The 20,754-nt window shown below is 61.9% G+C and carries 20 protein-coding genes; 8 read left to right on the top strand and 12 right to left on the bottom strand.

Annotated elements, in window-relative coordinates; genetic code table 11:
• Positions 1–19 precede the first annotated feature (19 nt).
• The gene (locus FHX16_RS03040; protein ID WP_259126450.1) at positions 20–2,236 is read left to right on the top strand and encodes a 3-hydroxyacyl-CoA dehydrogenase NAD-binding domain-containing protein; all 2,217 of its coding nucleotides are present in this window, start codon (positions 20–22) and stop codon (positions 2,234–2,236) included.
• A gap of 69 nt (positions 2,237–2,305) precedes the next feature.
• Here FHX16_RS03040 and FHX16_RS03035 read toward each other — a convergent pair whose 3' ends face one another.
• The 3 genes from FHX16_RS03035 to FHX16_RS03025 all read right to left on the bottom strand — a co-directional run bounded on the left by FHX16_RS03035 (position 2,306) and on the right by FHX16_RS03025 (position 4,864).
• Complete coding sequence (locus FHX16_RS03035) at positions 2,306–2,734, bottom strand: plastocyanin/azurin family copper-binding protein (RefSeq protein WP_183860320.1); 429 nt, start codon at positions 2,732–2,734, stop codon at positions 2,306–2,308.
• A gap of 122 nt (positions 2,735–2,856) precedes the next feature.
• The gene (locus FHX16_RS03030) at positions 2,857–3,972 is read right to left on the bottom strand and encodes an NAD(P)/FAD-dependent oxidoreductase (RefSeq protein WP_183860322.1); all 1,116 of its coding nucleotides are present in this window, start codon (positions 3,970–3,972) and stop codon (positions 2,857–2,859) included.
• Between the two features lie 79 nt (positions 3,973–4,051).
• A complete protein-coding gene (locus tag FHX16_RS03025; protein WP_183860324.1) occupies positions 4,052–4,864 on the bottom strand; it encodes an arginase family protein in 813 nt (270 codons plus the stop codon).
• 535 nt (positions 4,865–5,399) lie between these two features.
• Between FHX16_RS03025 and FHX16_RS03020 the strand changes: the two genes are divergently transcribed.
• Complete coding sequence (locus tag FHX16_RS03020) at positions 5,400–5,882, top strand: hypothetical protein (RefSeq protein WP_183860326.1); 483 nt, start codon at positions 5,400–5,402, stop codon at positions 5,880–5,882.
• A gap of 104 nt (positions 5,883–5,986) precedes the next feature.
• On the opposite strand, the gene FHX16_RS03015 is transcribed toward FHX16_RS03020, so the two are convergent.
• Positions 5,987–7,609 carry an ABC-F family ATP-binding cassette domain-containing protein gene (locus FHX16_RS03015; protein ID WP_183752825.1) on the bottom strand — a complete coding sequence of 541 codons (1,623 nt, stop codon included), beginning with the start codon at positions 7,607–7,609 and terminating at the stop codon, positions 5,987–5,989.
• A 280-nt stretch (positions 7,610–7,889) separates the two neighbouring features.
• On the opposite strand from FHX16_RS03015, the gene FHX16_RS03010 reads away from it, so the two are divergent.
• Positions 7,890–8,522, top strand: coding sequence for a TerC family protein (locus tag FHX16_RS03010; RefSeq protein WP_183752827.1), 633 nt, complete (start codon positions 7,890–7,892; stop codon positions 8,520–8,522).
• 24 nt (positions 8,523–8,546) lie between these two features.
• Here the strand turns inward: FHX16_RS03010 and FHX16_RS03005 are convergent, their stop codons facing one another.
• The gene (locus FHX16_RS03005; protein WP_183860328.1) at positions 8,547–9,140 is read right to left on the bottom strand and encodes a DUF922 domain-containing Zn-dependent protease; all 594 of its coding nucleotides are present in this window, start codon (positions 9,138–9,140) and stop codon (positions 8,547–8,549) included.
• Between the two features lie 278 nt (positions 9,141–9,418).
• On the opposite strand from FHX16_RS03005, the gene FHX16_RS03000 reads away from it, so the two are divergent.
• Both FHX16_RS03000 and FHX16_RS02995 read left to right on the top strand, forming a co-directional pair.
• Positions 9,419–10,339, top strand: a complete 921-nt coding sequence (locus tag FHX16_RS03000) for a sulfite exporter TauE/SafE family protein (RefSeq protein WP_183860330.1) — start codon at positions 9,419–9,421, stop codon at positions 10,337–10,339.
• The gene (locus FHX16_RS02995) at positions 10,339–11,145 is read left to right on the top strand and encodes a TIGR02186 family protein (RefSeq protein WP_183752830.1); all 807 of its coding nucleotides are present in this window, start codon (positions 10,339–10,341) and stop codon (positions 11,143–11,145) included. Before FHX16_RS03000 ends, FHX16_RS02995 begins: the two co-directional genes overlap by 1 nt.
• Here the strand turns inward: FHX16_RS02995 and FHX16_RS02990 are convergent, their stop codons facing one another.
• Positions 11,146–11,652 (bottom strand): helix-turn-helix domain-containing protein, encoded by a 507-nt coding sequence (locus FHX16_RS02990; RefSeq protein WP_183860332.1) that lies wholly within the window; start codon positions 11,650–11,652, stop codon positions 11,146–11,148.
• Between the two features lie 89 nt (positions 11,653–11,741).
• Here FHX16_RS02990 and FHX16_RS02985 point away from each other — a divergent pair, with 89 nt between their 5' ends.
• Positions 11,742–12,299, top strand: a complete 558-nt coding sequence (locus tag FHX16_RS02985; protein ID WP_183860334.1) for a dihydrofolate reductase family protein — start codon at positions 11,742–11,744, stop codon at positions 12,297–12,299.
• Between the two features lie 38 nt (positions 12,300–12,337).
• Here FHX16_RS02985 and FHX16_RS02980 read toward each other — a convergent pair whose 3' ends face one another.
• On the bottom strand, positions 12,338–13,405 hold the full coding sequence (locus tag FHX16_RS02980; protein WP_183860336.1) for a cyclic nucleotide-gated ion channel: 1,068 nt from the start codon (positions 13,403–13,405) through the stop codon (positions 12,338–12,340).
• A 239-nt stretch (positions 13,406–13,644) separates the two neighbouring features.
• On the opposite strand from FHX16_RS02980, the gene FHX16_RS02975 reads away from it, so the two are divergent.
• The gene (locus FHX16_RS02975; RefSeq protein ID WP_183752844.1) at positions 13,645–14,226 is read left to right on the top strand and encodes a transglycosylase SLT domain-containing protein; all 582 of its coding nucleotides are present in this window, start codon (positions 13,645–13,647) and stop codon (positions 14,224–14,226) included.
• A 57-nt stretch (positions 14,227–14,283) separates the two neighbouring features.
• Here the strand turns inward: FHX16_RS02975 and FHX16_RS02970 are convergent, their stop codons facing one another.
• Positions 14,284–14,586: a hypothetical protein gene (locus FHX16_RS02970; RefSeq protein ID WP_183752846.1), complete on the bottom strand. Its 303-nt coding sequence runs from the start codon at positions 14,584–14,586 to the stop codon at positions 14,284–14,286.
• Positions 14,587–14,978: 392 nt separating this feature from the next.
• Between FHX16_RS02970 and FHX16_RS02965 the strand changes: the two genes are divergently transcribed.
• Positions 14,979–15,209: a hypothetical protein gene (locus FHX16_RS02965; RefSeq protein ID WP_114711272.1), complete on the top strand. Its 231-nt coding sequence runs from the start codon at positions 14,979–14,981 to the stop codon at positions 15,207–15,209.
• A gap of 63 nt (positions 15,210–15,272) precedes the next feature.
• On the opposite strand, the gene FHX16_RS02960 is transcribed toward FHX16_RS02965, so the two are convergent.
• From FHX16_RS02960 to FHX16_RS02945, 4 genes are all read right to left on the bottom strand, one after another.
• Positions 15,273–15,923, bottom strand: coding sequence for a glutathione S-transferase family protein (locus FHX16_RS02960; protein ID WP_183860338.1), 651 nt, complete (start codon positions 15,921–15,923; stop codon positions 15,273–15,275).
• 158 nt (positions 15,924–16,081) lie between these two features.
• Entirely contained in the window at positions 16,082–16,807 is a 726-nt protein-coding gene (pdeM, locus tag FHX16_RS02955) for a ligase-associated DNA damage response endonuclease PdeM (protein ID WP_183860760.1), read from the bottom strand.
• 102 nt (positions 16,808–16,909) lie between these two features.
• Positions 16,910–19,420 carry a ligase-associated DNA damage response DEXH box helicase gene (locus FHX16_RS02950; RefSeq protein ID WP_183860340.1) on the bottom strand — a complete coding sequence of 837 codons (2,511 nt, stop codon included), beginning with the start codon at positions 19,418–19,420 and terminating at the stop codon, positions 16,910–16,912.
• Positions 19,421–19,471: 51 nt separating this feature from the next.
• Entirely contained in the window at positions 19,472–20,725 is a 1,254-nt protein-coding gene (locus tag FHX16_RS02945; protein WP_183860342.1) for an FAD-binding oxidoreductase, read from the bottom strand.
• Positions 20,726–20,754: the final 29 nt, after the last annotated feature.

The following is a 20,754-nucleotide window of genomic DNA, read 5'->3' as shown; positions in this document are numbered from 1 at the left end:
AGGGAAGAGGAATCCCACAATGACCACCTACAAGAACTTCACCGTCGAAACCGACGCGGACGGCATCGCCCTTGTCACCTGGGACATGCCCGGCAAATCCATGAACGTCTTCACCGAAGAGGTGATGGATGAGCTCGACGCCATTGTCGATGCCGTGGTTGCCGATAGCGCCACCAAGGGCGCGGTCATCACCTCAGGTAAGTCGAGCTTCTCCGGTGGCGCGGACCTGTCGATGATCAAGTCGATGTTCTCGCTCTACCAGCATGAGAAGGCAACCAACCCCGATGGCGCCGCGCAGAAGCTGTTCGATCTCGTCGGTCGCATGACCGGCCTGTTCCGCAAGATCGAAACCTCGGGCAAGCCCTGGGTCTCGGCGATCAACGGCACCTGCATGGGCGGCGCCTTCGAAATGTCGCTCGCCTGCCACGGCCGCGTCGCCTCGAATGCCAAGTCCGTGAAGATCGCGCTGCCCGAGGTCAAGGTCGGCATCTTCCCGGGTGCCGGCGGCACGCAGCGCATCTCGAGGCTTGCCGACGCTCAGTCGGCCCTGCAGATGATGACGACGGGCCAGTCGCTGACGGCGGCGCGCGCCAAGGCGATGAACCTCCTGCATCAGGTGGTCGAGCCGGATCAGCTGATCCCGGCAGCCAAGCAGATGATCAAGGACGGCCTCAAGCCTGTCGCCCCCTGGGACGAGAAGGGCTTCAAGGCGCCCGGCGGCGGCATCTGGACGCCTGCGGCAGCGCAGCTCTGGCCGGCCGCACCCGCGATCCTGCGCCGCGAAACGGCAGGCAACTACCCGGCAGCACTCGCCATCCTCAAATGCGTCTATGAAGGCCTGCAGGTGCCGTTCGACACCGGCCTCAAGATCGAACAGCGCTACTTCACCGAGATTCTGCAGACCAGCGAAGCCTTCTCGATGATCCGTTCGCTCTTCATCTCCATGCAGGAGCTCGGCAAAGGGGCCCGCCGCCCCGCCGGGATCCCGAAAACGGTGTTGAAGAAAGTGGGTGTCGTCGGCGCCGGTTTCATGGGAGCCTCGATCGCCTATGTGACCGCCGCCGCCGGCATCCCCGTCACCCTCATCGACCGCGACATCGAAGCGGCGACCAAGGGCAAGAGCGTCGGCGAAGGCCTGGTGAAGGACTCGATCGGTAAGGGACGCCTTACGCAAGACGAGGGTGTGGCGCTGCTGTCGCGCATCGTCCCGTCCGCCGACTATGGCGACCTCAAGGATGCCGATCTCGTCATCGAAGCGGTGTTCGAAGACCGTGAGGTCAAGAAGGCCGTGATCGAGGCGGTTGAAGCCGTGTTGCCCGAGGGCGCCATCTTCGCCTCCAACACCTCGACCCTGCCGATCACCGGCCTTGCCGGGAACTCCAAGCGGCCCGCCGATTTCGTCGGCGTGCACTTCTTCTCGCCGGTCGAGAAGATGATGCTGACGGAGGTCATAACAGGCAAGGAGACCGGCGACAAGGCGCTCGCCGTGGCACTCGACTATGTCGCCGCGATCAAGAAGACGCCTATTGTCGTCAACGACACGCGCGGCTTCTTCGTCAATCGCTGCGTCTTCCGCTACATCCACGAAGCCTACGACATGCTGATCGAGGGCGTTCCGCCCGCGATGATCGAGAATGCCGCCAAGATGGCCGGCATGCCCGTCGGTCCGCTGTCGCTGAACGACGAAGTGGCGATCGATCTCAGCCAGAAGATCCTGAAGGCCACCGTCGCTGATCTCGGCGAGGCCGCCGTCAATCCCAAGCATATGGCGCTGATCAACAAGATGGTCGACGAACTCGACCGCCGCGGCCGCAAGAACGGCAAGGGCTTCTACGACTATCCGGCGAAACCGGCCAAGAAGTCGCTCTGGCCGGAGCTGAAGACCTTCTACCCGCAGAAGAAGGCCGACGACATCGACGTCGAAGTGCTGAAGCAGCGCTTCCTCGTCACCATCGCGCTGGAGGCAGCCCGCACCATCGAAGAAGGCATCGTCACCGATCCGCGCGAGGCTGATGTCGGCTCCATCCTCGGCTTCGGCTTCGCTCCCTACACCGGCGGCGTGCTCTCCTACATCGACGGCATGGGCGTGAAGACCTTTGTGGACCTCTGCGAGAAACTCTCGGCAACCTACGGCGCACACTTCAAGCCGACGGCGCTACTGAAGGACATGGCCGCGAAGGGAGAGACCTTCTACGGCCGGTTTGATCCCTATGCAAAGGAGAAGGCGGCGGCATAAGCCGCCACCGGACAATCTCAAGCAAAAGCCAGCCGTCGCCTTCGGCTGGCCTTCCATCTCGGATAACGGCTATTTCGTGACCGTCAGGCCGGCCTGCATGCCCGCCTCGTAGTGCCCTTTGATATTGCACAGCAACAGATAGGCACCCGGGGCAAGTTTTGCTTTCAACTGCCCGTCCGCTCCCGGCTTGAGGTCCGAGACTTCGCCGATGCTTTTGAGCTGCTTTTCGTCGACACGATGCCGTGAAGCAACCACCGGGATCTTCTGGTCGGCGGATTTCAGCTTGACCAGCACCATCTCGTGATCCTCGGTCATCGCATCGTTATGAACGGCGAAGACCGTTTCGCCCGCCTTGATCGTGGTCTGGTCGAGCGTCAGGGTCATCGGCCCGCCGCCCTCGCCGCCTTCTGTGACTTTCACCGTCGTTGCCGCCCATGACGGCGAAGCAATTGCGATTACGGCGGATGCTGCGAGAGCATACCATGCGTACCTGTTCATCAAATCAGCCTTTCCGTTGCAGCCCGCGCTTCCCGTAGGCAGCACGTCTGACGTTAACCTGAAAGGCTGGTCCACCAGGTTGCGACGCAAAGTCGATACTGGTTCAAGCGACGTAAAGCGCATTATTTGCCGGCGATAGAGGCCGCGATCTTTTCCGCTTCTAGTCCGATCTCCCGGAGAAGACCGGTCGGCACGGCAGTGAAGCCGCAAAAGTAGAGACCGTCATTCGCCGGCTGCAGCGCGCCGCGGGCGGGACCGTCAGCGCCGGCAAATCGCTCAGCGAAATCGGGCAGAAGCGCTTCGAGCCCTGATCGGTAGCCGGTCGCCAGAACGATCGCATCGAACATGTCGGATCGGCCGTCGACGAAATTGACGCGCCGCGCCTCGCTGTTCGAGATAGCCGGGAACACCGTGATATCTCCTGACCGGATCCGCTCGATCGTTCCGATATTGATCAGAGGCGTACGGCCCCTTTCGATGATGCCGGTCAGCGGGCCGCCCTTTGCCCGCTCCACCCCGAATTTCCCGAGGTCGCCGAACCGCAGGCTGAGGATCGGCGCATTCATCGCATCGACCAGGCGATAGGGAAGGAAGCGTTGCGCGATGGCGATGCTGGCGCTCGTCACACCGAACAGTTCGAGCGGCACGACGCTGACCGGGCCGCGCACCGCCATCGCAACGTCAAGACCGGCCTCGGCGCATTCCAGCGCGATCTCGCCGGCCGAGTTGCCGAAGCCGACGACGAGGACGCGCTTGGCGGCAAGCGCGGCGGCATTGGTAAACTCGGAGGAATGAAGAAGTTTGCCCGCAAACAGCTCCCGCCCTTCCCATACCGGCCGTATCGGCGTGTTCGCGAGGCCGGTCGCGACGATGACGTTCGTCGCCTTCAAGGTCCCGTCAGAGCTCTCCACGGTCCACGTCTCGTCCTTGCGGATCGTCGTCGCGCGCACACCAAATCTCACCTCGATGTCGTTCGACGAGCTATAGGTTTCGAGATACTCGATCACCTGAAGCCGCGATGGATATCTTGGAAAATGCCGCGGCATCGGCATTCCCGGCAGGGCCGAGTGCCTCTTGTGGGTATGCAGGTGAAGGCGGTCGTAGTGATGATGCCAGGCGGCGGCGAGCGTCTCGCCTTTCTCAAGCACGACAAACGAGCGCCCACGCGCCTGCAGCGCCACAGCGCAGGCTAATCCTGCCGGTCCCGCGCCGATGATGATCGTCTCTGCATCCGTCAATAGAGATCTCCGGCGGCCGGAAGCCGGGACAAAGCATAGAGGAGATTTCGCTGACGAGCGAGCGTGTTTCGGGATATCGCTATCGCAGAACGGGCTTCAAAGCATCGAGCAGAGCATTCGGGGACACGGGAGAACCGTTCGCCTTCCAGGCGCTTTGAAACTCCGCGATCTCGATCCCTATGAAATCATGCTCTGCAATTAGCTCGCAGCAGATCCGCAGATCATCCAGCGATAGGCCGCCTTCGTGCTTATAATCCGTCGGTACAATGCCCGGCTCCAAGACATCGCAGTCGAGATGCACATAGACGGATCGACCACTTATTGCGTTCCGAAGCTCAGTTGCCAGATCAGCGCCCGGCTTGATGAGCGGAATGTTGTGCGTCGCTATAAGATCAAGTTCAAATGGATCGAGGTCGCGCTGCCCCACCAGAACGACCTGATCCAGGCTCAAGCCTGCACCAAGGCCTGAATCCCAAAGCCCGACAGGCCCTGCCAACGCCAATCCACCGAGATATCCAGTCGGGCTCGCTTCCGGTGGATTGAGATCGCCATGCGCATCGAACCACACGATGCAGGCGGAGGGAAAATGCTTTGCGACCGCCGGCAGCGTCGCCAGAGAAACGGCGCACCGGCCGGTTGCGGCAATCGAGACTGCCCCTCCGGCAAATACATCGTCGAAGCGAGACTGAATTTCCTTCAGCGATGGAAGAGCCGCATCCAGCTCTTCATGCCAGCCGGCATTCAATGCGGATGCCGGGGTGCCGATCACTGTAGGCGAGATACCAGTGCGGCTTTCCAACTCCTCGCCAATGGCCTTTGCGCCGGGAATGGCCAGATCGTTATGATCGCCTGCACGCCCTTGGAAAACTGTATACTCTGCCCGCTTCGCCAAGACTGCAACCTCCGACTATGCGCCGCAACCCTAAAGGCAATTTGCAGATCGAGGAAGCCTGCTTGTGGCGGATCCATACGTTGCACCTACTCGGTCATCCGGTCCGGCGCGGAAGAAAAATTCGCTCCGATTTTCCCCACCCTTCGGCTCCATGCCTACAATCGCCCCGCTTCCGTCGCCGGAGTGTTTCGCGAGACGTTCGCGGGCAGGCGGGAGCCGGCGCCCTGTACCAGGCTGTAACGTGCAGCCGAACGCGGGGAGGTGAAAGCCGGGCATCGGGGTCAAACCCGCTGCCGTCATAAGTCTCCCCCGGATGTTCCAGCATCCGGTTTGGTTCAGCCATGCAAGTCCGGGCGAGAATGCCCGGACGCAGCGAGACGAGGCGATCATCTGAAGGGAGCGGAAGTCCCGAAGAACGCCGAAGGCCACGCAAATGCGGAGCCACCATAAAACCAACCAGTGAGGTTCCGCATTTGCGTGGGCTCTCCGGATCGATGCTCGAAACATGGCGGCGGAGCCGCCGTGGAGGAAACGCATGAGAAGCAGCCTGTTCCTGAAAAGACTTCTCGCCCTGCCCGTGGTCGAGGTGCTCGCCGTCGTCGAAGCCATGAATTTCGAGGATGGTGGACTGGTCCACGACGAGGAGAAGGCGCGGCCCGGCGGCTGCGTGATCACCCGTCTTGCGGCCGGCGAATGCAGTTTCTGGAAGGATTGCGTCATCCCCGGCTGCCGTCGCGCTCGGGCCTGCCGGGGCAAGCTGACAGCGGCACAGATACAGCACGGCTCCGGTTATCACCCCTATTTTCCGCCTTGCACGCGCGCCAACGAGGACCGGCGGCAGGCTATCCTTCGGATGATGGGCAGGATGCCAGAGACGACTGCCGACGACACGGCGGAATTCCGCGATCTGGAGCGTCGCTTGGCAGAGGCGGCACGGCTGCAACCGGAACTCCGATCGCGGCTCAGCGCCTTTCCCGGCCGCTACGGCCTGCCGGCAGCGCCGAAATGCCAGAAATAGCGGCGCCTGGTGTTCAAAAGGCAGCTGCGCGGCAACCCTGTGCGAAGGTCGCCACGATAGCGGTTTTGTGTCGAGCCCGGAGGCCGACGGGTGCCCCGGCGCCGTCAGCCCCGCAGGCCGGGTGCCTCGTAGCCGGTGCGCTCGACATATTCGGTGTAGCCGCCGCCGTACTGATGGATGCCGTCAGGCGTCAATTCCAGCACGCGGTTGGAAAGCGCAGCAAGGAAATGCCGGTCGTGCGAGACGAACAGCATGGTGCCCTCGTATTGCGACAGCGCTTTGATCAGCATTTCCTTGGTATCGAGGTCGAGGTGGTTGGTCGGCTCGTCGAGGACGAGCAGGTTCGGCGGATCGAACAGCATCTTGGCCATGACCAGCCGCGCCTTTTCGCCGCCGGACAACACCCGGCACTTCTTCTCGACATCGTCGCCGGAGAAGCCGAAGCAGCCGGCAAGTGCACGCAGCGGCGCCTGCCCCGCCTGCGGGAAGGAATCCTCCAGCCATTCCAGCACCGTCCGCTCGCCGTCGAGCAGATCCATCGCGTGCTGCGCGAAATAGCCCATCTTGACGCTGGCGCCGAGAGCGACGCTGCCCTCATCGGGTTCGGCGGAGCCAGCCACCAGCTTCAGCAGGGTCGACTTGCCGGCGCCGTTGATGCCCATGATGCACCAGCGCTCCTTGCGGCGGACCATGAAGTCCAGGCCTTCGTAGATGGTGCGGCTACCGTACTTCTTGTGAACGTTCTTGAGGTTGATCACGTCTTCGCCGGAACGCGGCGCCGGCAGGAAGTCGAAGGCAACGGTCTGGCGGCGCTTCGGCGGCTCGACACGGTCGATCTTCTCGAGCTTCTTGACACGGCTCTGCACCTGCGAAGCGTGCGAGGCCCGCGCCTTGAACCGCTCGATGAACTTGATCTCCTTGGCAAGCATCGCCTGCTGGCGCTCGAACTGCGCCTGCTGCTGCTTCTCGTTCTGAGCCCGCTGCTGCTCGTAGAAGCCGTAATCGCCGGAGTAGCTGTTCAGCGAGCCGGCGTCGATCTCGATGATCTTGCCGACGATGCGGTTCATGAACTCGCGGTCGTGCGAAGTCATCAGCAATGCGCCGTCGTAGGTCTTCAGGAAATCTTCCAGCCAGATCAGGCTCTCGAGATCCAGGTGGTTGCTCGGTTCGTCGAGCAGCATGACATCAGGGCGCATCAGCAGAATGCGCGCGAGCGCGACACGCATCTTCCAGCCGCCCGACAGTCCGCCGACATCGCCGTCCATCATTTCCTGCGTGAAGCTCAGACCTGCCAAAACTTCACGCGCACGGCCCTCGAGCGCATAACCGTCCAGTTCCTCATAGCGCGCCTGGACTTCGCCGTAGCGCTCGATGATCCGGTCCATCTCGTCGAGCTTGTCGGGGTCAATCATTTCCGCTTCGAGCTCACGCAGCTCGGCCGCGACGACGCTGACGGGACCGGCGCCTTCCATGACCTCGGCCACGGCGCTGCGGCCTTCCATCTCGCCGACATCCTGATTGAAATAGCCGATGGTCACACCCTTTTCGGCGGCGACCTGGCCTTCGTCGGGCTGCTCCTGTCCCGTGATCATGCGAAAGAGCGTCGTCTTGCCGGCGCCGTTCGGACCGACGAGGCCGATCTTCTCGCCTTTGTTGAGGGCTGCGGATGCCTCTATGAAGAGGATGCGGTGGCTGTTCTGCTTGCTGATATTCTCGATACGAATCATGTCTGCGTGGAGTCCGAAAGCGTTGCTGCGCCCCTCGATCATGCCGGCCGGGGCTTTTTGCGGCTCTCGCTAGCACGTTCGCCGCGTCATGGCCAATCCCCGACCATGCAAAGAAGCTTAAATGAGGAAAATGAAGGCTGTTTGTCGGTTTCGGCGGAACTGCAACGGCCGGCAGAACTTTTCCACAATACGCCAGCGCCACTTGATCAGCCGATCAACGATCATCTATGCGTTAACGACGCGCCGGCGGTGCGTTTCGAAAAGTCGGGGATTGTCATACATGGAAATTTTCACTTCTGCCGGCTTGGCGGCGCTGTTGCAGGTCGTTCTCATCGACCTGGTGCTTGCCGGGGACAACGCCGTGGTGATCGGTCTTGCCGCCGCCGGGCTACCGGCCGACCAACGCAAGAAGGCGATCCTCGTCGGTATTCTTGCCGCCACCGTGCTGCGCATCGCGCTTGCCAGCGTCACCGTTCAGCTCCTCGAGATCATCGGCCTGCTGCTCGCGGGTGGCATCCTGCTGCTCTGGGTCTGCTGGAAGATGTGGCGCGATCTGCGCAACGGCAGCGGAGGGGAAGCCGAGGGCCCTGAAGGGGCGGCGGCGCCGAGGAAGACCTTCTTCCAGGCCGCCAGCCAGATCGTCATCGCCGACGTGTCCATGTCACTCGACAACGTGCTTGCCGTCGCAGGTGCCGCCCGCGAACATCCGACGGTCCTCGTCATCGGCCTGATCCTGTCGATCGCCATGATGGGTATCGCTGCGAACTTCATCGCGCGCCTGCTCAACCGCTACCACTGGATCGCCTATCTCGGCCTTGCCATCATCATCTACGTGGCGCTGAACATGATCTATCGCGGCGCGCTGGAGGTCTGGCCGCACCTCGCTCCGGTTGCCGCTGCCGCCTTGGGCTGATCCGGCAAAGCTTCGAGCGGCCCCTCAGGGGCCGTTCACCAACTGCAGGACGAGGCGGCGGATGTTGCCGCCCTCGCTCATCTCGGCCTTGTCGAAATCCCGGCCCTGCTGTCGCTGCCGCGCCGAGAGTTCGCCAAGCCGCTTGGTCAACTCGACCCGGATCTTGCGGCAGTCCGGATCATTGTCGGCGGAAAAGCCGAGGCTCATCGCTTCGATCTCGCGGACCATCTGCTCGATGTAGTCGCCGTGCACCCGCTCATGCGTTTCGATGCCGGCGATGAACGTCGCCCAGCTTGCCGCCGTCGAAGCGGGCAGCTTTCCGGCTGGCTTCGGCAGCGTGTAAGTGATGATCAGCTTCGGCCGCGCCACCGCAATCACGCAGGCGTTGCCGCGACGCTCGTATTTTCTGGTCCAGGTCAGCTTGAAGGTTGTGTGCGCCACGACGCGGCTGCCGCCAAGGTCCGGGCCGTTTTCGCCGATGGAATCGTACAGCGCCGCGCCGGAACTCCCCGTCACCGCATAAGTCCGCACCTCTTCGATCGGTTGCCATTCCGCCCTCGCCGCAAACGGCTGCACGACGCAGGCCACCAGCAACCAACGAACCAATCCTGCCTTCACGCGAATCCCCCGGACAATGACGCTCGGACCCTAGTCGGCAGGCGCCTTGCATTCAACCGGCGATCGGATTGCCGCGATCGGATGCTCTGCCGAGACCTCCTCCTAAAGGCTTGTCATAAAACCCAAAAAAAGCCTGATTATTCGAGAGCATCACGCTATCGAGCGGATTGCATGTCGCTTATCGAAAGCCTCTGGCAACGATTTCACCGTATGATGTGCCATTCGAACGGGATGTAAGACGCCTGCCTGTGGGGGCAGTTCATAGATTGGGGTCTGCTGTGACAATCTATCTGCCTATCGCAGAATTGTCGGTGAACATCTTCATCATTCTCGGCATGGGAGCAGCCGTCGGCTTTCTGTCCGGAATGTTTGGTGTCGGCGGTGGCTTCCTGATCACACCGCTGCTGATCTTCTACAACATCCCCCCGGTCGTCGCCGTCGCCACTGGCGCCAACCAGGTCGTCGCCTCGTCGATCTCGGGTGCGATCACGCATTTTCGTCGCGGATCGCTCGACCTGAAGCTTGGAACCGTGCTGCTGATCGGCGGTCTGACCGGCGCCACGGTCGGCATCTGGATCTTCTCGCTGCTGCGACAGATCGGCCAGCTGGATCTCATCATCTCGCTGCTCTACGTTATCTTCCTCGGCACCGTCGGCGGCCTGATGCTGCTCGAGAGCGTCAATGCCATGCGCCGCGCGGCGAAGAACGTGCCACCAACGCCGCGACGCCCCGGTCATCACCATTGGGTGCACAAGCTACCGCTCAAGATGCGGTTCAAGAAGTCGAAGATCTTCCTCAGCGTTATCCCGGTAATCGCGCTCGGCTTCGGCATCGGCGTGCTGACGTCGGTCATGGGCGTCGGCGGCGGCTTCATCATGGTGCCGGCGATGATCTATCTGCTGCGCATCCCGACCAACGTGGTTGTCGGCACATCGCTGTTCCAGATCATTTTCGTGACCGCCTATACGACGGTCGTGCAGGCGGCGACCAACTTCTCGGTCGATATCGTGCTCGCTTTCATCCTGATGATTGCCGGCGTCATCGGCGCGCAATACGGCGTCCGCGTCGGACAGAAGCTGCGCGGCGAACAGCTTCGCGCGCTGCTTGGGCTTCTCGTCCTCGCCGTCGGCCTTCGCCTTGCCGTTGCGCTAATTGTCACCCCGGCGGATGTCTACTCCGTGGTCATGGGGGGGAACTGATGCGCCGCGTTCTCACCGCCCTGCTGCTTTGCGTCATCATGCTGCCGGCTGTCGCGGAGGCGCAAATGCTCCTCCCTGGGCAGGCAACGCAAACGACGGCCGAGGGCCTTGAGATTGGCACGTCGACCAGTGAAATCGCCATCACCTCGGATTTTCGCGGCGCGGACCTCACGATCTTCGGCGCGGTGACCAACACCGACAGTCTGCTGTTGGCAATCGGCCAGTACGATGTCGTTGTCGTTCTCGAGGGGCCGCGGGAGAACGCCACGGTACGCCGCAAGGAGCGCGTCTTCGGCATCTGGGTCAACACCCGCTCGATGACCTTCGAGGCGGTGCCGCATTCCTATTCGATGTCGAGCTCCCGCATGCTCGACGACATCACCACGCCGCTTGACCTGACGGATATGGGGATCGGGATCGACCACATTCCGCTGACCCCGGTCGGCTTCGTCGGCAATGCCAGCAATCTTGGCGAGTTCCGGCAGGCCTTTCGCCGGCTGCAGGAGAATGGCGGTCTCTACGATCGCGACCCGAGCGGCGTGCGCTTCGTCAGTTCCAGCCTTTTCAAGGCGAGTCTGCGACTCCCGGCAAATATTCCGAATGGCGTGCACACCGTCCGCGCCTACCTCTTCAAGAGCGGCAACTTCGTCACCGAGAAGTCGGTTCCGCTGCGCGTCATCAAGACCGGGATCGAGCAGATGATCACGGACGCGGCGCACGCGCAGCCGATCGCCTATGGCCTGCTCTCCGTCTTCCTGGCGCTGATTACCGGCTGGGGCGCCAGCGTGGTGTTCCGCAAGGACTGATCAGGCGGATTTCGTCTTGCGCGCAACCACATCGAGATAGGCTTCCGTCAGTCGCCCGAGCACCGATGGCGTTCCGGCAGGCAGCGTCTTGCCGAGGTGCTTGGCGCGCAACTCGTCCATGAAGCCCTCCCAAAGCTCCGCGCCCCCGGTCTCCAAAAGCTCGGCGCGAATGGAGAGCTCCTCGGACACCGGAAGGTGTCTTCTGCCCCAGGCACCCATATGGGCGAAGATCGGGACCAGCTGGATCGCCATCTCCGTCAGGCTGTAGATGGCCTTCTGCTTGTGGCTTGGATCGTCCTCTCTTGTGAGCAGCCCTCTGTCGACGAGGCGACGCAGGCGATCGGCCAGAATGTTCGAGGCGATTCGTTCCTGCGAATTCTGCAGCAACTCACGGAAATGGCGCCGGTTGCCGAACATGATGTCGCGGATGACGATCAGGCTCCAGCGATCGCCGAGCACTTCCAGCGTCAGGTTGATCGGGCAGCCGGAGCGGTGAGCATCGTCCATGAGTATCTCCAAAAACTGCTTGCATTTTGCCATCAGTCAATCTAACTTTCAACCAGTTGCAAATTGCAATCAGTTGGAAGGAGGACGAAATGAGAAAGCTTGTCGTTTGGAATCTGATGACACTCGACGGTTACTTCGAAGGCACGAAGCCGTGGGATATCGAGTTCCACAATCTGGCTTGGGGTCCCGAGCTCGAGCGTTATGCCGAGCAATTCGGCGAGGAAGGCGATCTGCTGGTCTTCGGCCGGAAGACATACGAAGGCATGGCGGCTTATTGGCCGGCGGCGGAGGGAGAAGAGAAGATCAAGGCCTATATGAACGGCATTGCCAAGATCGCCGTGTCGCGGTCGATGACGACGGCCGACTGGAATAATACGCGCGTTGTCAGCGATCCGGTCCCGGAACTGAAGAAATTGAAGATCGAGGCCGGCAAGACGATCTTCATTTTCGGCAGCGCCGAACTCGCAGATTCACTGCTGCAGCAAGGACTGGTGGACGAGGTCCGCATCTGCCTGGTGCCGGTCATTCTCGGCGGCGGCAACCCGCTCTTCAAACCGGCCAGCCAGCAGATCCCCATGACACTGCTCGACAGTGCGACAACAAAGAGCGGCGCGGTCATCCTGCGCTACAAGCCGGTCAGGGCATGAAGCCGGTGGCTGCGGTCATGCGATACCGTGGCTTTAAATCATTCCTTCGGCAAGCCGCCCCGTCGCTCAAATGCCGTCTTGCGGATCGTCTCGGCGATCTCCGGACTGCTGCTCGAGAGCATCTGGAAATCAACGGCGGAGAGCGACAGGAGAGAGACCTCGGTGGCCGCACTGACGGTCGCCGAGCGTGGCTCTCCACTGATCAGTGCCATCTCGCCGAAAAAGCTTCCAGTACCGAGTTCGACCGGATGATCGGGCGTCGCAACGCTGACCCGCCCTTCGACGATAAAGAACATCTGATCGCCGACATCGCCCTTGCGGCAAATCACGGCGCCAGCGGGCACCGTGCGCGGCCGCAGCGCGCGGACGATCTCGATCAGAGCTGCCGAGCCAAGACTCTGAAACAGAGGCACGGCGGCGACGAGTTGCCAGTTGCGCACGAAATCCCGACGGCGAACCTCCTCGTAGAAGCCCGTGGCGAGGATACCGGCCCAAAGTGCGAAAATGCCGATGCCGCTCATCATCACCAACCCGGCGAGCACCCGCCCAGCCAGGCTTTGGGGGATCTCGTCGCCGTAGCCGGTCGTCGACAGGGTCACGACCGCCCACCACATCGCCTGCGGAATGCTGCCGAACTTGTCCGGCTGGATATCCCGCTCAATGACATAACCGGCCACCGACGCGCCGAAGAGAACACTGGCGAAAACCGACGTCACGCCGAGGAGGTTGCGGTATTCTTTGACAACCACCTTTGCCATCAACCTGAAGAAGCTCGAGTCCCGCAGCGGCTTGAGAAGCCAGATGGCGCAGTACAAGCTCCGATCGCGAGATCCGACGAACAGGAATGCGGCCAGGGGAAGCAGGACCGCAATTACGTCGATCAGCAGAGGTGGTGTTCCGCCCGGCAGGCGGTGTCGCCGGGACAGCAAGGTGCCGGCCAATTGGAAGACGTAGGCCACCCAGATCGCGACAAGCACAAGCTGGCAGGCGAATCTCGCCTGCGGGGTCAGATCCGGTGTCGTAAGCAAAGCCACCATCAGCAGTCCGGTCGCGGCAAGCAGCGCATTGAGTGGCGAGGAAATCTTCGAAAAAGGCACTGCCGACATCAGACACTCCCAACCGCCCCGGCATTTCTCGACAATAGATACGTTGGGGTCGCGCGCAAGGGGAGCGTTCAGCCCCTTGCGTTGTTCCGGCACCTCTCGGCCCGGTGACCGCGCCAAATGCCTCTCGCTGGCATGGCGAATCGTGGTCACCCTTTCACCCGTGGCAACTCCCAATCGACTAAAAACCGCTCGTTAATATTTACGAGTTAGTAATCTCTCGGAATGAGAGGTTTTCTGTAATGCGTATCCGTACCCTCCCCGTCCTCGTGCTTCTGGCACTTGCTGCCGGTTGTGCAACGGCTCCCAAACAAACCCGAAACATCTGCGCTGTCTTCGACCAGCGCGACGGAATGTTCACGAGCTGGCAGCGCGCGGCGGAAAAGACGGAGCGTAAATACGGGGTTCCGGTTCCGATCCTGATGGCGACGATGTACACCGAGTCCGGCTTCCAGCCCTATGCGCGGCCGCCGCGCACCAAGCTGTTCGGCTTCATTCCCTGGACGCGGCCATCGACGGCCTACGGCTATTCGCAAGCGCTCGACGGCACCTGGGATCACTATCAATCGGCGACCGGGAGCTTCGCTGCCCGCCGCACCAACTTCGCCGATGCGATCGACTTCATCGGCTGGTACCATTCGCAAAACAGTCAAACGACCGGCATCCCGCTTAACGATGCCTACAACCTCTACCTCGCCTATTATTCCGGCCCGAAGGGCTACATGCGCGGCGACTGGCGCTCGAATGGGCAACTGCAGAAGACGGCGCAACGATTCAGCAATATGGCGGTGACCTATCAGCAGCAGTTGCAGGGGTGCAATTGAGGTCTCCTCTACCGGGCCAAAGCAGACGCACGCGAAGCTTTTGACAGTATCTCAGTCTTAGTCCGGTAGCCGCTGGGCAACCTCGACAATGTCTCGGGTGCGTGTCGCGCGCCCGCCCCATTTGCCATCAAATTCGTTGCCCGACGATTGAATAGCGACGTTCGCCGCTTCTAAGCTAGAGAACTCATAGAAGGCAGTGTGCTTCGAAGGATCGGTTCGGCTCCAGGCGCGCCAGGCCCGGAGTGCCCCGAACGCGCGCAATGCCTCTGGCAGATGGCGATCGTACCATCGATCGAAGGAGGCACGATCCGCTTCATTCGGAACATCGGCATGCACGATTAGTAGCGCTTGAGTGGACATTTTTGGCCCCTTTTCTCAGATCGCATATGACCTGAGGCGGTCCGATAAACATACAGGAATTCGGCACTGTTCACGACAACCGGGACGCAGATCGGCCGCCGACCGTGGAGACGTTGCTGATTGCCTTTGCGACATCATACCGAGCGTACTGCACGATGATCGACTGCGGGATTCAGGGATCTGTCTCGAAGTTCACGGCCGAAATGCTGTGCTTCGTGATCGCCTAGCTTTAACATCTCGACGACCTAACATCGGCCTCGTAAGCACAGTAAAGGCCGCATGAAACCGCCTTTGCCGAAACAAAATTGGGTTGATCGGCCTATATCATCAGTATTGTTTGACAATACATTCGCAGCCATGGGATTCTTCCTGAAATGGAATCAGGAGAATAGATGGCAGAGCGCTACTTATACGACCACAGCTCGCACCGGGCCGTCATGTATGAGATTGGCGACTATCTCTATGCCATTTCCGGCAACAAGGCAGAACACTGGATTTCCGGTGATTACATCTTCTGCATGGAAACCCAAACGATTTCCTTCTGGATCCTGGGAAAGGACGTCTACGGCCACATCGGTCGCGGCGAACTGACGCGCCAGCCTCTCTATTACTTCGGCGATTAGGACTGAACCCATAAGCTCAGCGGAAGACGCTGGAGACGGCTTCGAGCTTGGAGCGAACCTTTGTCAGCCGGTCGATGCGGCGTTGAAAACCGCCAGTTGAGCGTCGAACGCACGTTTGTATGCAGCCCGCGCTTCGCCGCGGGTGACATAGGCTGCAAGGTTCGGATACTCGTCCAGCATGCCTGATCCTTTCAACCGGAGCAGCACCGACACCATCTGCAGGTCGCCCGCGCTGAACTCGCTGTCGAGCCAGTCGGCATCCCCAAGTTGGGTAGAGAGTTCGTTCAGTCGCTTGCGAATACGTTCGTCGACCATGGACAGGCGCTCCTGATACCAGGGCTTATCGCCTTCCAAAAATCTGGCTGCTTCGCGGTCGACGATCGGCTGCTCCATGGTAGTGACCGCGGCAAACATCCAGGTGATTGCGCGCGCCCGAGCGTTCGTGTCGACCGGAAGCAAGCCGGCATGGCGCTGCGCGATATGGAACACGATTGCCCCGGACTCGAATAGGACGAGATCGCCTTCTTCATAGCTCGGAATCTGCCCGAACGGTTGAAGCGCAAGGTGTGCGGCTTCCTTCATAGCCTTGAAGGAAAGAAGGCGCACTTCGTAGGGCTGCCCCACTTCCTCGAGCGCCCAGCGAACGCGCATGTCACGCGCCAAACCTCTGCCGCGATCCGGCGACCGTTCAAAGGCGGTAATAGTGATCGTCATTGCTGTTCTCCATAGCTTGTCTGCCTTGAAGACGACGGGCTAAACGAGATTCCGACACCATCCGCGCATTCTTGAGTGCTATCAACCGTTATCTGAGGGCGGTCAACGCTCCGATCATAGAGCGAGGCGACTGGCGCACATTCCACCCTTTGGACTTTTCACCCGACAAGGTTTCCGAACCTGACGGAGTAGATCCGGTCCCGCCCGAGAAGATGGGCGATCAGCAGCGTGTGGTCGAACAGGCCCTTCATCGCCTTGTGGCGAAGGTCGAGGCCGCCGGTCATGACACCGAACGCCGGCATCAGCAGGCGGGCGCCATCTGTGGCAAAGCAGGGACGGCGGACGGATTTTTCGCGACGTCGCACGGTCGCTGCCGGATGCAGGTGCCCGGCGATCTCGCCCTTCTGCAGGCCTCCCCTCGGCTCGTGGCGGAAGGTCAGGCCTCCAGAGTGTATCTCGTCGGCAGACGTGCCCGGCAAATCGACGGTGCCGTCTGGATCGTGGTTGCCGTTGATCCAGATCCATTCGCGGCCGCGCGCCATTTCCGCAATCAGGCTCCGGAATGCCTCAGGCAGATGCGCCGAGCCGACGCGGTCGTGGAAATTGTCGCCGAGAGAGACCACCAGCTTCGGGTCGTAGCGGGTGATGACAGCAGAGAGAACCGTCAGTGTCGCCAGCGTGTCGTAGGGTGGCAGCATCATCCCGCGGCGGGCGAAGGCCGCGCCTTTTTCGAGGTGCAGGTCGGAGACGACGAGGATGCCGGCATCGGGCATGTAGAGCGCGCCGAGTGGATCACAGACGGCAGCGACGCCATGGACGGAAGTCTCCACGCCTGGCAGCGCAGTCAGTCCGTTCAGTTCACGCGCGAGCGCTAGGCGATTCATCAATCTGGTCAGTCCTTGATTCCTAAAGCGCCTTCATCTTCGAAGGCCTTTGTCTCATGCAATTCCGGATGGTAAGCCGACACGAACCTATCCGGCACCATTCTAGGCCAGCGCCTCGGCGAGCAGGTCGTCGGCGGCTTCTGCCAGCACCGCGTCATGCGCCTCGCCATGCACCGGCTCCTTGCCGATCTCCAGCATGACGGGAACCGCCAGAGGCGAGATATGGTCGAGCGCACGATGCGTGATGTGACCTTTGATTCGCCTCAGCATATCGCCAAGCCGTGAAATATCCAAAAGCCCGGTCGCCGCGTCCTGCCGCGTCGCCTGCAGGAGGATGTGATCCGGCTCGTGGGTTCGAAGCACATCGTAGATCAGATCGGCCGAGACCGTGACCTGTCGCCCGGTCTTTTCCTTGCCCGGGTGACGGCGCTCGATCAAACCGGCAATCACGGCGCAATTGCGGAAGGTGCGTTTCAAGAGAAAGGATTCGTCGAGCCAGCTTTCGAGATCGTCGCCCAGCATGTCCTCATCGAAGAGGTCAGCGAGGCTGAGCCGGTCGTTCTGGATCATCAGTCCCATGTCCTCGAAGCCCCAGATGCCGAGCGAATAATCGGTCGCGACGAAGCCGAGCGGCTTGGCGCCGGCCCGCTCGAGCCGGCGCGTCAGCAGCATGCCGAGCGTCTGGTGCGCCAGTCGCCCCTCGAAGGGATAGATGACCATGTAACAACGGCTGCCGCGCGGGAAGGTCTCGATCAGCAGCTCGTCGCGCTTCGGCAGCATCGATTTTTCCTGCTGGATCGCCAGCCAGTCGCGCACCTGATCCGGCAGATGGCGCCAGCGATCGGGATCCGCGATCATCGAACGCACTTGATCCGCCAGATAGGTGGAGAGCGGGAACTTGCCGCCGGCATAGGAGGGGATCTTCGGATCCATCGAGAAGGCTTGGCTGGCGAGCGCCTCGTTCTCGCGGATCCCTTCAAAGCGCAGCACCTTGCCGGAGAAGATGAAGGTATCGCCGGGCGACAGCTGCTCGAAGAAATATTCCTCCATCTTGCCGAGCGTCGCGCCACCGCGGCCGATACGCCCGCCTTCGCCACGCTTGACCATGCGCAGATTGAGCATCGGGCTCTCGACGATGGTGCCGAGATTGAGCCGGTATTGCTGCGCGACCTGCGGATTGGAAACGCGCCAGCGTCCCTCCTTGGTCTTGCGGATGCGGGCATAGCGCTCGTAGGTGCGTAGCGCATAGCCCCCCGTCGCGACGAAATCGACGACGCGCTCGAAGGTTTCCCAGGAGAGGTCGGCGTAAGGCGAAGCGCTGGTGACCTCGTCGTAAAGCTCCAGCATGTCGAAGGGCTCGGCGCAGGCCATGCCGAGCACATGCTGCGCCAGTGCATCGAGCGCACCCTTGCCGACTGGCGGCGTATCCTGCGCCCCGATATAGTTGGCGTCGAGAGCGGCCTGGCATTCCATCACCTCGAAGCGATTGGCGGGGACGAGGATCGCCTTCGACGGTTCATCCATGCGGTGGTTGGCGCGGCCGATGCGCTGGGCAAGCCGCGAGGCGCCTTTCGGCGCACCGACATGGACGACCAGATCGACATCGCCCCAGTCGATGCCGAGGTCGAGCGTCGAGGTGGCGACGACAGCGCGCAGCCGGTTGGCCGCCATCGCGGCCTCCACCTTGCGGCGCTGCCCGACATCAAGCGAGCCGTGATGCAGGGCGATCGGCAGGTTTTCGTCATTCACTGTCCAGAGTTCCTGGAACAGCATCTCGGCCTGCGACCGGGTGTTGACGAAGAGCAGTGTCGTCTGGTGTTCGAGGAGCTGCTTGTAGACGTCGGGGATCGCATATTTCGCCGAATGACCGGACCAGGGGATGCGCTCCTCGGTCGACAGGATCGAAATATCGGGCTTGGCGCCACCTTCGACGATGACAAGGCCTGCATGGTGGTCCTCGCCTTCCCGCTGTGCGACCAGCCACTTCTGCAAGTCCATCGGGTCGGAGACGGTGGCCGAAAGGCCGATTGTCTGCAGGGCGGGCGCCAGCCTTCGCAGGCGGGCAAGACCGAGCGAGAGCATATGGCCACGCTTCGAGGTCACGAGCGAATGCAACTCGTCGAAGACGATATACTTTAGGTCTTTGAAGAAGCGCTCGGCCTCGTTGTTGGCGAGCAGCAACGCCACCTGCTCCGGCGTCGTCAGCAGAATGTCGGGCGGGTTCAGCTTCTGTCGCTGGCGTTTGGCAACGGGCGTGTCGCCGGTGCGGTTCTCGACCGTAACAGGCAGCCCCATCTCCTCGACCGGCTTCATCAGGTTTCGCTCGATATCAACGGCGAGCGCCTTCAGTGGTGAGACGTAGAGCGTGTGGATGCCGGTAAACGCCGAGCCGGGCGGGATCTTGCCGCGGCGCGTCAGATCGGTCAGCGACGGCAGGAAGCCGGCGAGCGTCTTGCCGGCGCCGGTTGGCGCGATCAGCAGCGTGCTGTCGCCTGCCTCGGCGCGGGCCAGCAATTCCAGCTGATGGGCACGCGGACGCCATCCCTTGTCCGCGAACCAGCGGGTGAAAGGCGGAGGCAGGGCAACGCGGGCTTCGGAATCGATCTGGTCCACGGCGCTAAAGGTAGTGCACCGGCAACCGAAATAGAATGGCGGACCCGCGAACTAGAGGAAGCGATGCGGGTGGAAGGGCTTGGGATCTGCAAAGGTGTCGTTGCCGGCCATCTGCTCGGCCAGCAGCCGGCCGCTGGCCGGGCCGAGCGTCAGGCCGTGATGGGCGTGACCGAAATTGAACCAGAGGCCGCGATGGCGGGGCGCCGGGCCGATCACCGGGCGCATGTCAGGCAGGCACGGCCTCAGCCCGAGCCAGGGCGTCGCCTCCACCGGTTCGCCAAGCGGAAAGAGCTGACGGGCATGGGCCTCATCGCGGCGGAGCTGGATGGTATTTGGCGGCGCATCCGGCGCGGCGAATTCGATGCCTGTCGTCAGGCGGATGCCACGCGCCATCGGCGCCAGCACGTAGCCGGCTTCCTCGTCGACGACGGAATGGCCGAGCGGCTTGCCCTCGCGCTGCGCATAATGCCGGTGGTAGCCGCGCTTGACCGCCAGTGGCAGGGGATAGCCGAGCTTGCGGAAGATCAGGCCGGATTGCGGGCCGAGGGCGACGACGACCTCGCCGGCTTCGACGATCTCGCCTTCATCCGTCGTGATCGACCAGCCGTTCTTCTCCTCGCGCAATGCCGATGCGTCGGCGCGGACCATCTTGCCGCCGGCTGCGGTGAAGAGGTTGGCATAGGCGGTCGTCAGCGCCTGCGGGTCGGTCACGGTCTTCGGGTCGAGCCAGTGCACGCCGCCAGCGATGCTGCGACCACTCGCGGCGAAAGCGGGCTCGAGCGCCAGAAACTCGCTGGCGTCGAGAATGCGGATTGCCAGACCATGGGTAGACAGGCTCTCGGCTTCTGCACGGGCAGCCTCGAAACGGCGCGGGTTCTTGTAGAATGACATCCAGCCGCGCTCGCGGATGAGGTCGGAGGCGCCGGCGCGGCCAATCAGCTTGTCGTGCTCGGTGACACTGGCCTCGATCAGCGGCAGGAGCGCCCGTGTCGCCTTTTCCAGATTGGTCGGCGAGGAATGCCACCAATAGCGCGCCAGCCATTTGGCGATGCGCGGCAGGTAGGCCGGATCGTAACGGACATCCGATGAATTGTTCAGCGCATATTTGGCAATGGCGCCGAGCTGCCGCGGAAAGGCGTAGGGAACGACGGAGGAGCGCTCGATCAGCCCGGCATTGCCGTAGCTGGTGCCGCCGCCCGGCTCGCCGCGATCGGCAAGCACGACGGAGCGGCCGCGATCCTGCAAATGAATGGCCGCACTGACGCCGACAATGCCGGCACCGAGAACGAGGATATCTGTTTTCATCGGATGGACTTGGTCAAAGGGCGCGGAGG

It is taken from the genome of Rhizobium sp. BK661 (assembly GCF_024808825.1).
In the GTDB taxonomy this organism is placed as follows: domain Bacteria; phylum Pseudomonadota; class Alphaproteobacteria; order Rhizobiales; family Rhizobiaceae; genus Rhizobium.
Note: the sequence above shows the minus strand (reverse complement) of the source record. Positions and strands in the feature narration are given on the sequence as shown.

What these genes read in the sequence shown, in the direction of transcription:
- FHX16_RS03035 (WP_183860320.1), bottom strand. Translation starts at nt 2,734, where the DNA reads ATGAACAGGTACGCATGGTATGCTCTCGCAGCATCCGCCGTAATCGCA.
- FHX16_RS03010 (WP_183752827.1), top strand. Translation starts at nt 7,890, where the DNA reads ATGGAAATTTTCACTTCTGCCGGCTTGGCGGCGCTGTTGCAGGTCGTT.
- FHX16_RS02985 (WP_183860334.1), top strand. Translation starts at nt 11,742, where the DNA reads ATGAGAAAGCTTGTCGTTTGGAATCTGATGACACTCGACGGTTACTTC.
- FHX16_RS02970 (WP_183752846.1), bottom strand. Translation starts at nt 14,586, where the DNA reads ATGTCCACTCAAGCGCTACTAATCGTGCATGCCGATGTTCCGAATGAA.
- FHX16_RS02960 (WP_183860338.1), bottom strand. Translation starts at nt 15,923, where the DNA reads ATGACGATCACTATTACCGCCTTTGAACGGTCGCCGGATCGCGGCAGA.
- FHX16_RS03020 (WP_183860326.1), top strand. Translation starts at nt 5,400, where the DNA reads ATGAGAAGCAGCCTGTTCCTGAAAAGACTTCTCGCCCTGCCCGTGGTC.
- FHX16_RS02980 (WP_183860336.1), bottom strand. Translation starts at nt 13,405, where the DNA reads ATGTCGGCAGTGCCTTTTTCGAAGATTTCCTCGCCACTCAATGCGCTG.
- FHX16_RS03040 (WP_259126450.1), top strand. Translation starts at nt 20, where the DNA reads ATGACCACCTACAAGAACTTCACCGTCGAAACCGACGCGGACGGCATC.
- FHX16_RS02990 (WP_183860332.1), bottom strand. Translation starts at nt 11,652, where the DNA reads ATGGACGATGCTCACCGCTCCGGCTGCCCGATCAACCTGACGCTGGAA.
- FHX16_RS02995 (WP_183752830.1), top strand. Translation starts at nt 10,339, where the DNA reads ATGCGCCGCGTTCTCACCGCCCTGCTGCTTTGCGTCATCATGCTGCCG.
- FHX16_RS02965 (WP_114711272.1), top strand. Translation starts at nt 14,979, where the DNA reads ATGGCAGAGCGCTACTTATACGACCACAGCTCGCACCGGGCCGTCATG.
- FHX16_RS03015 (WP_183752825.1), bottom strand. Translation starts at nt 7,609, where the DNA reads ATGATTCGTATCGAGAATATCAGCAAGCAGAACAGCCACCGCATCCTC.
- FHX16_RS02945 (WP_183860342.1), bottom strand. Translation starts at nt 20,725, where the DNA reads ATGAAAACAGATATCCTCGTTCTCGGTGCCGGCATTGTCGGCGTCAGT.
- FHX16_RS02975 (WP_183752844.1), top strand. Translation starts at nt 13,645, where the DNA reads ATGCGTATCCGTACCCTCCCCGTCCTCGTGCTTCTGGCACTTGCTGCC.
- pdeM (WP_183860760.1), bottom strand. Translation starts at nt 16,807, where the DNA reads ATGAATCGCCTAGCGCTCGCGCGTGAACTGAACGGACTGACTGCGCTG.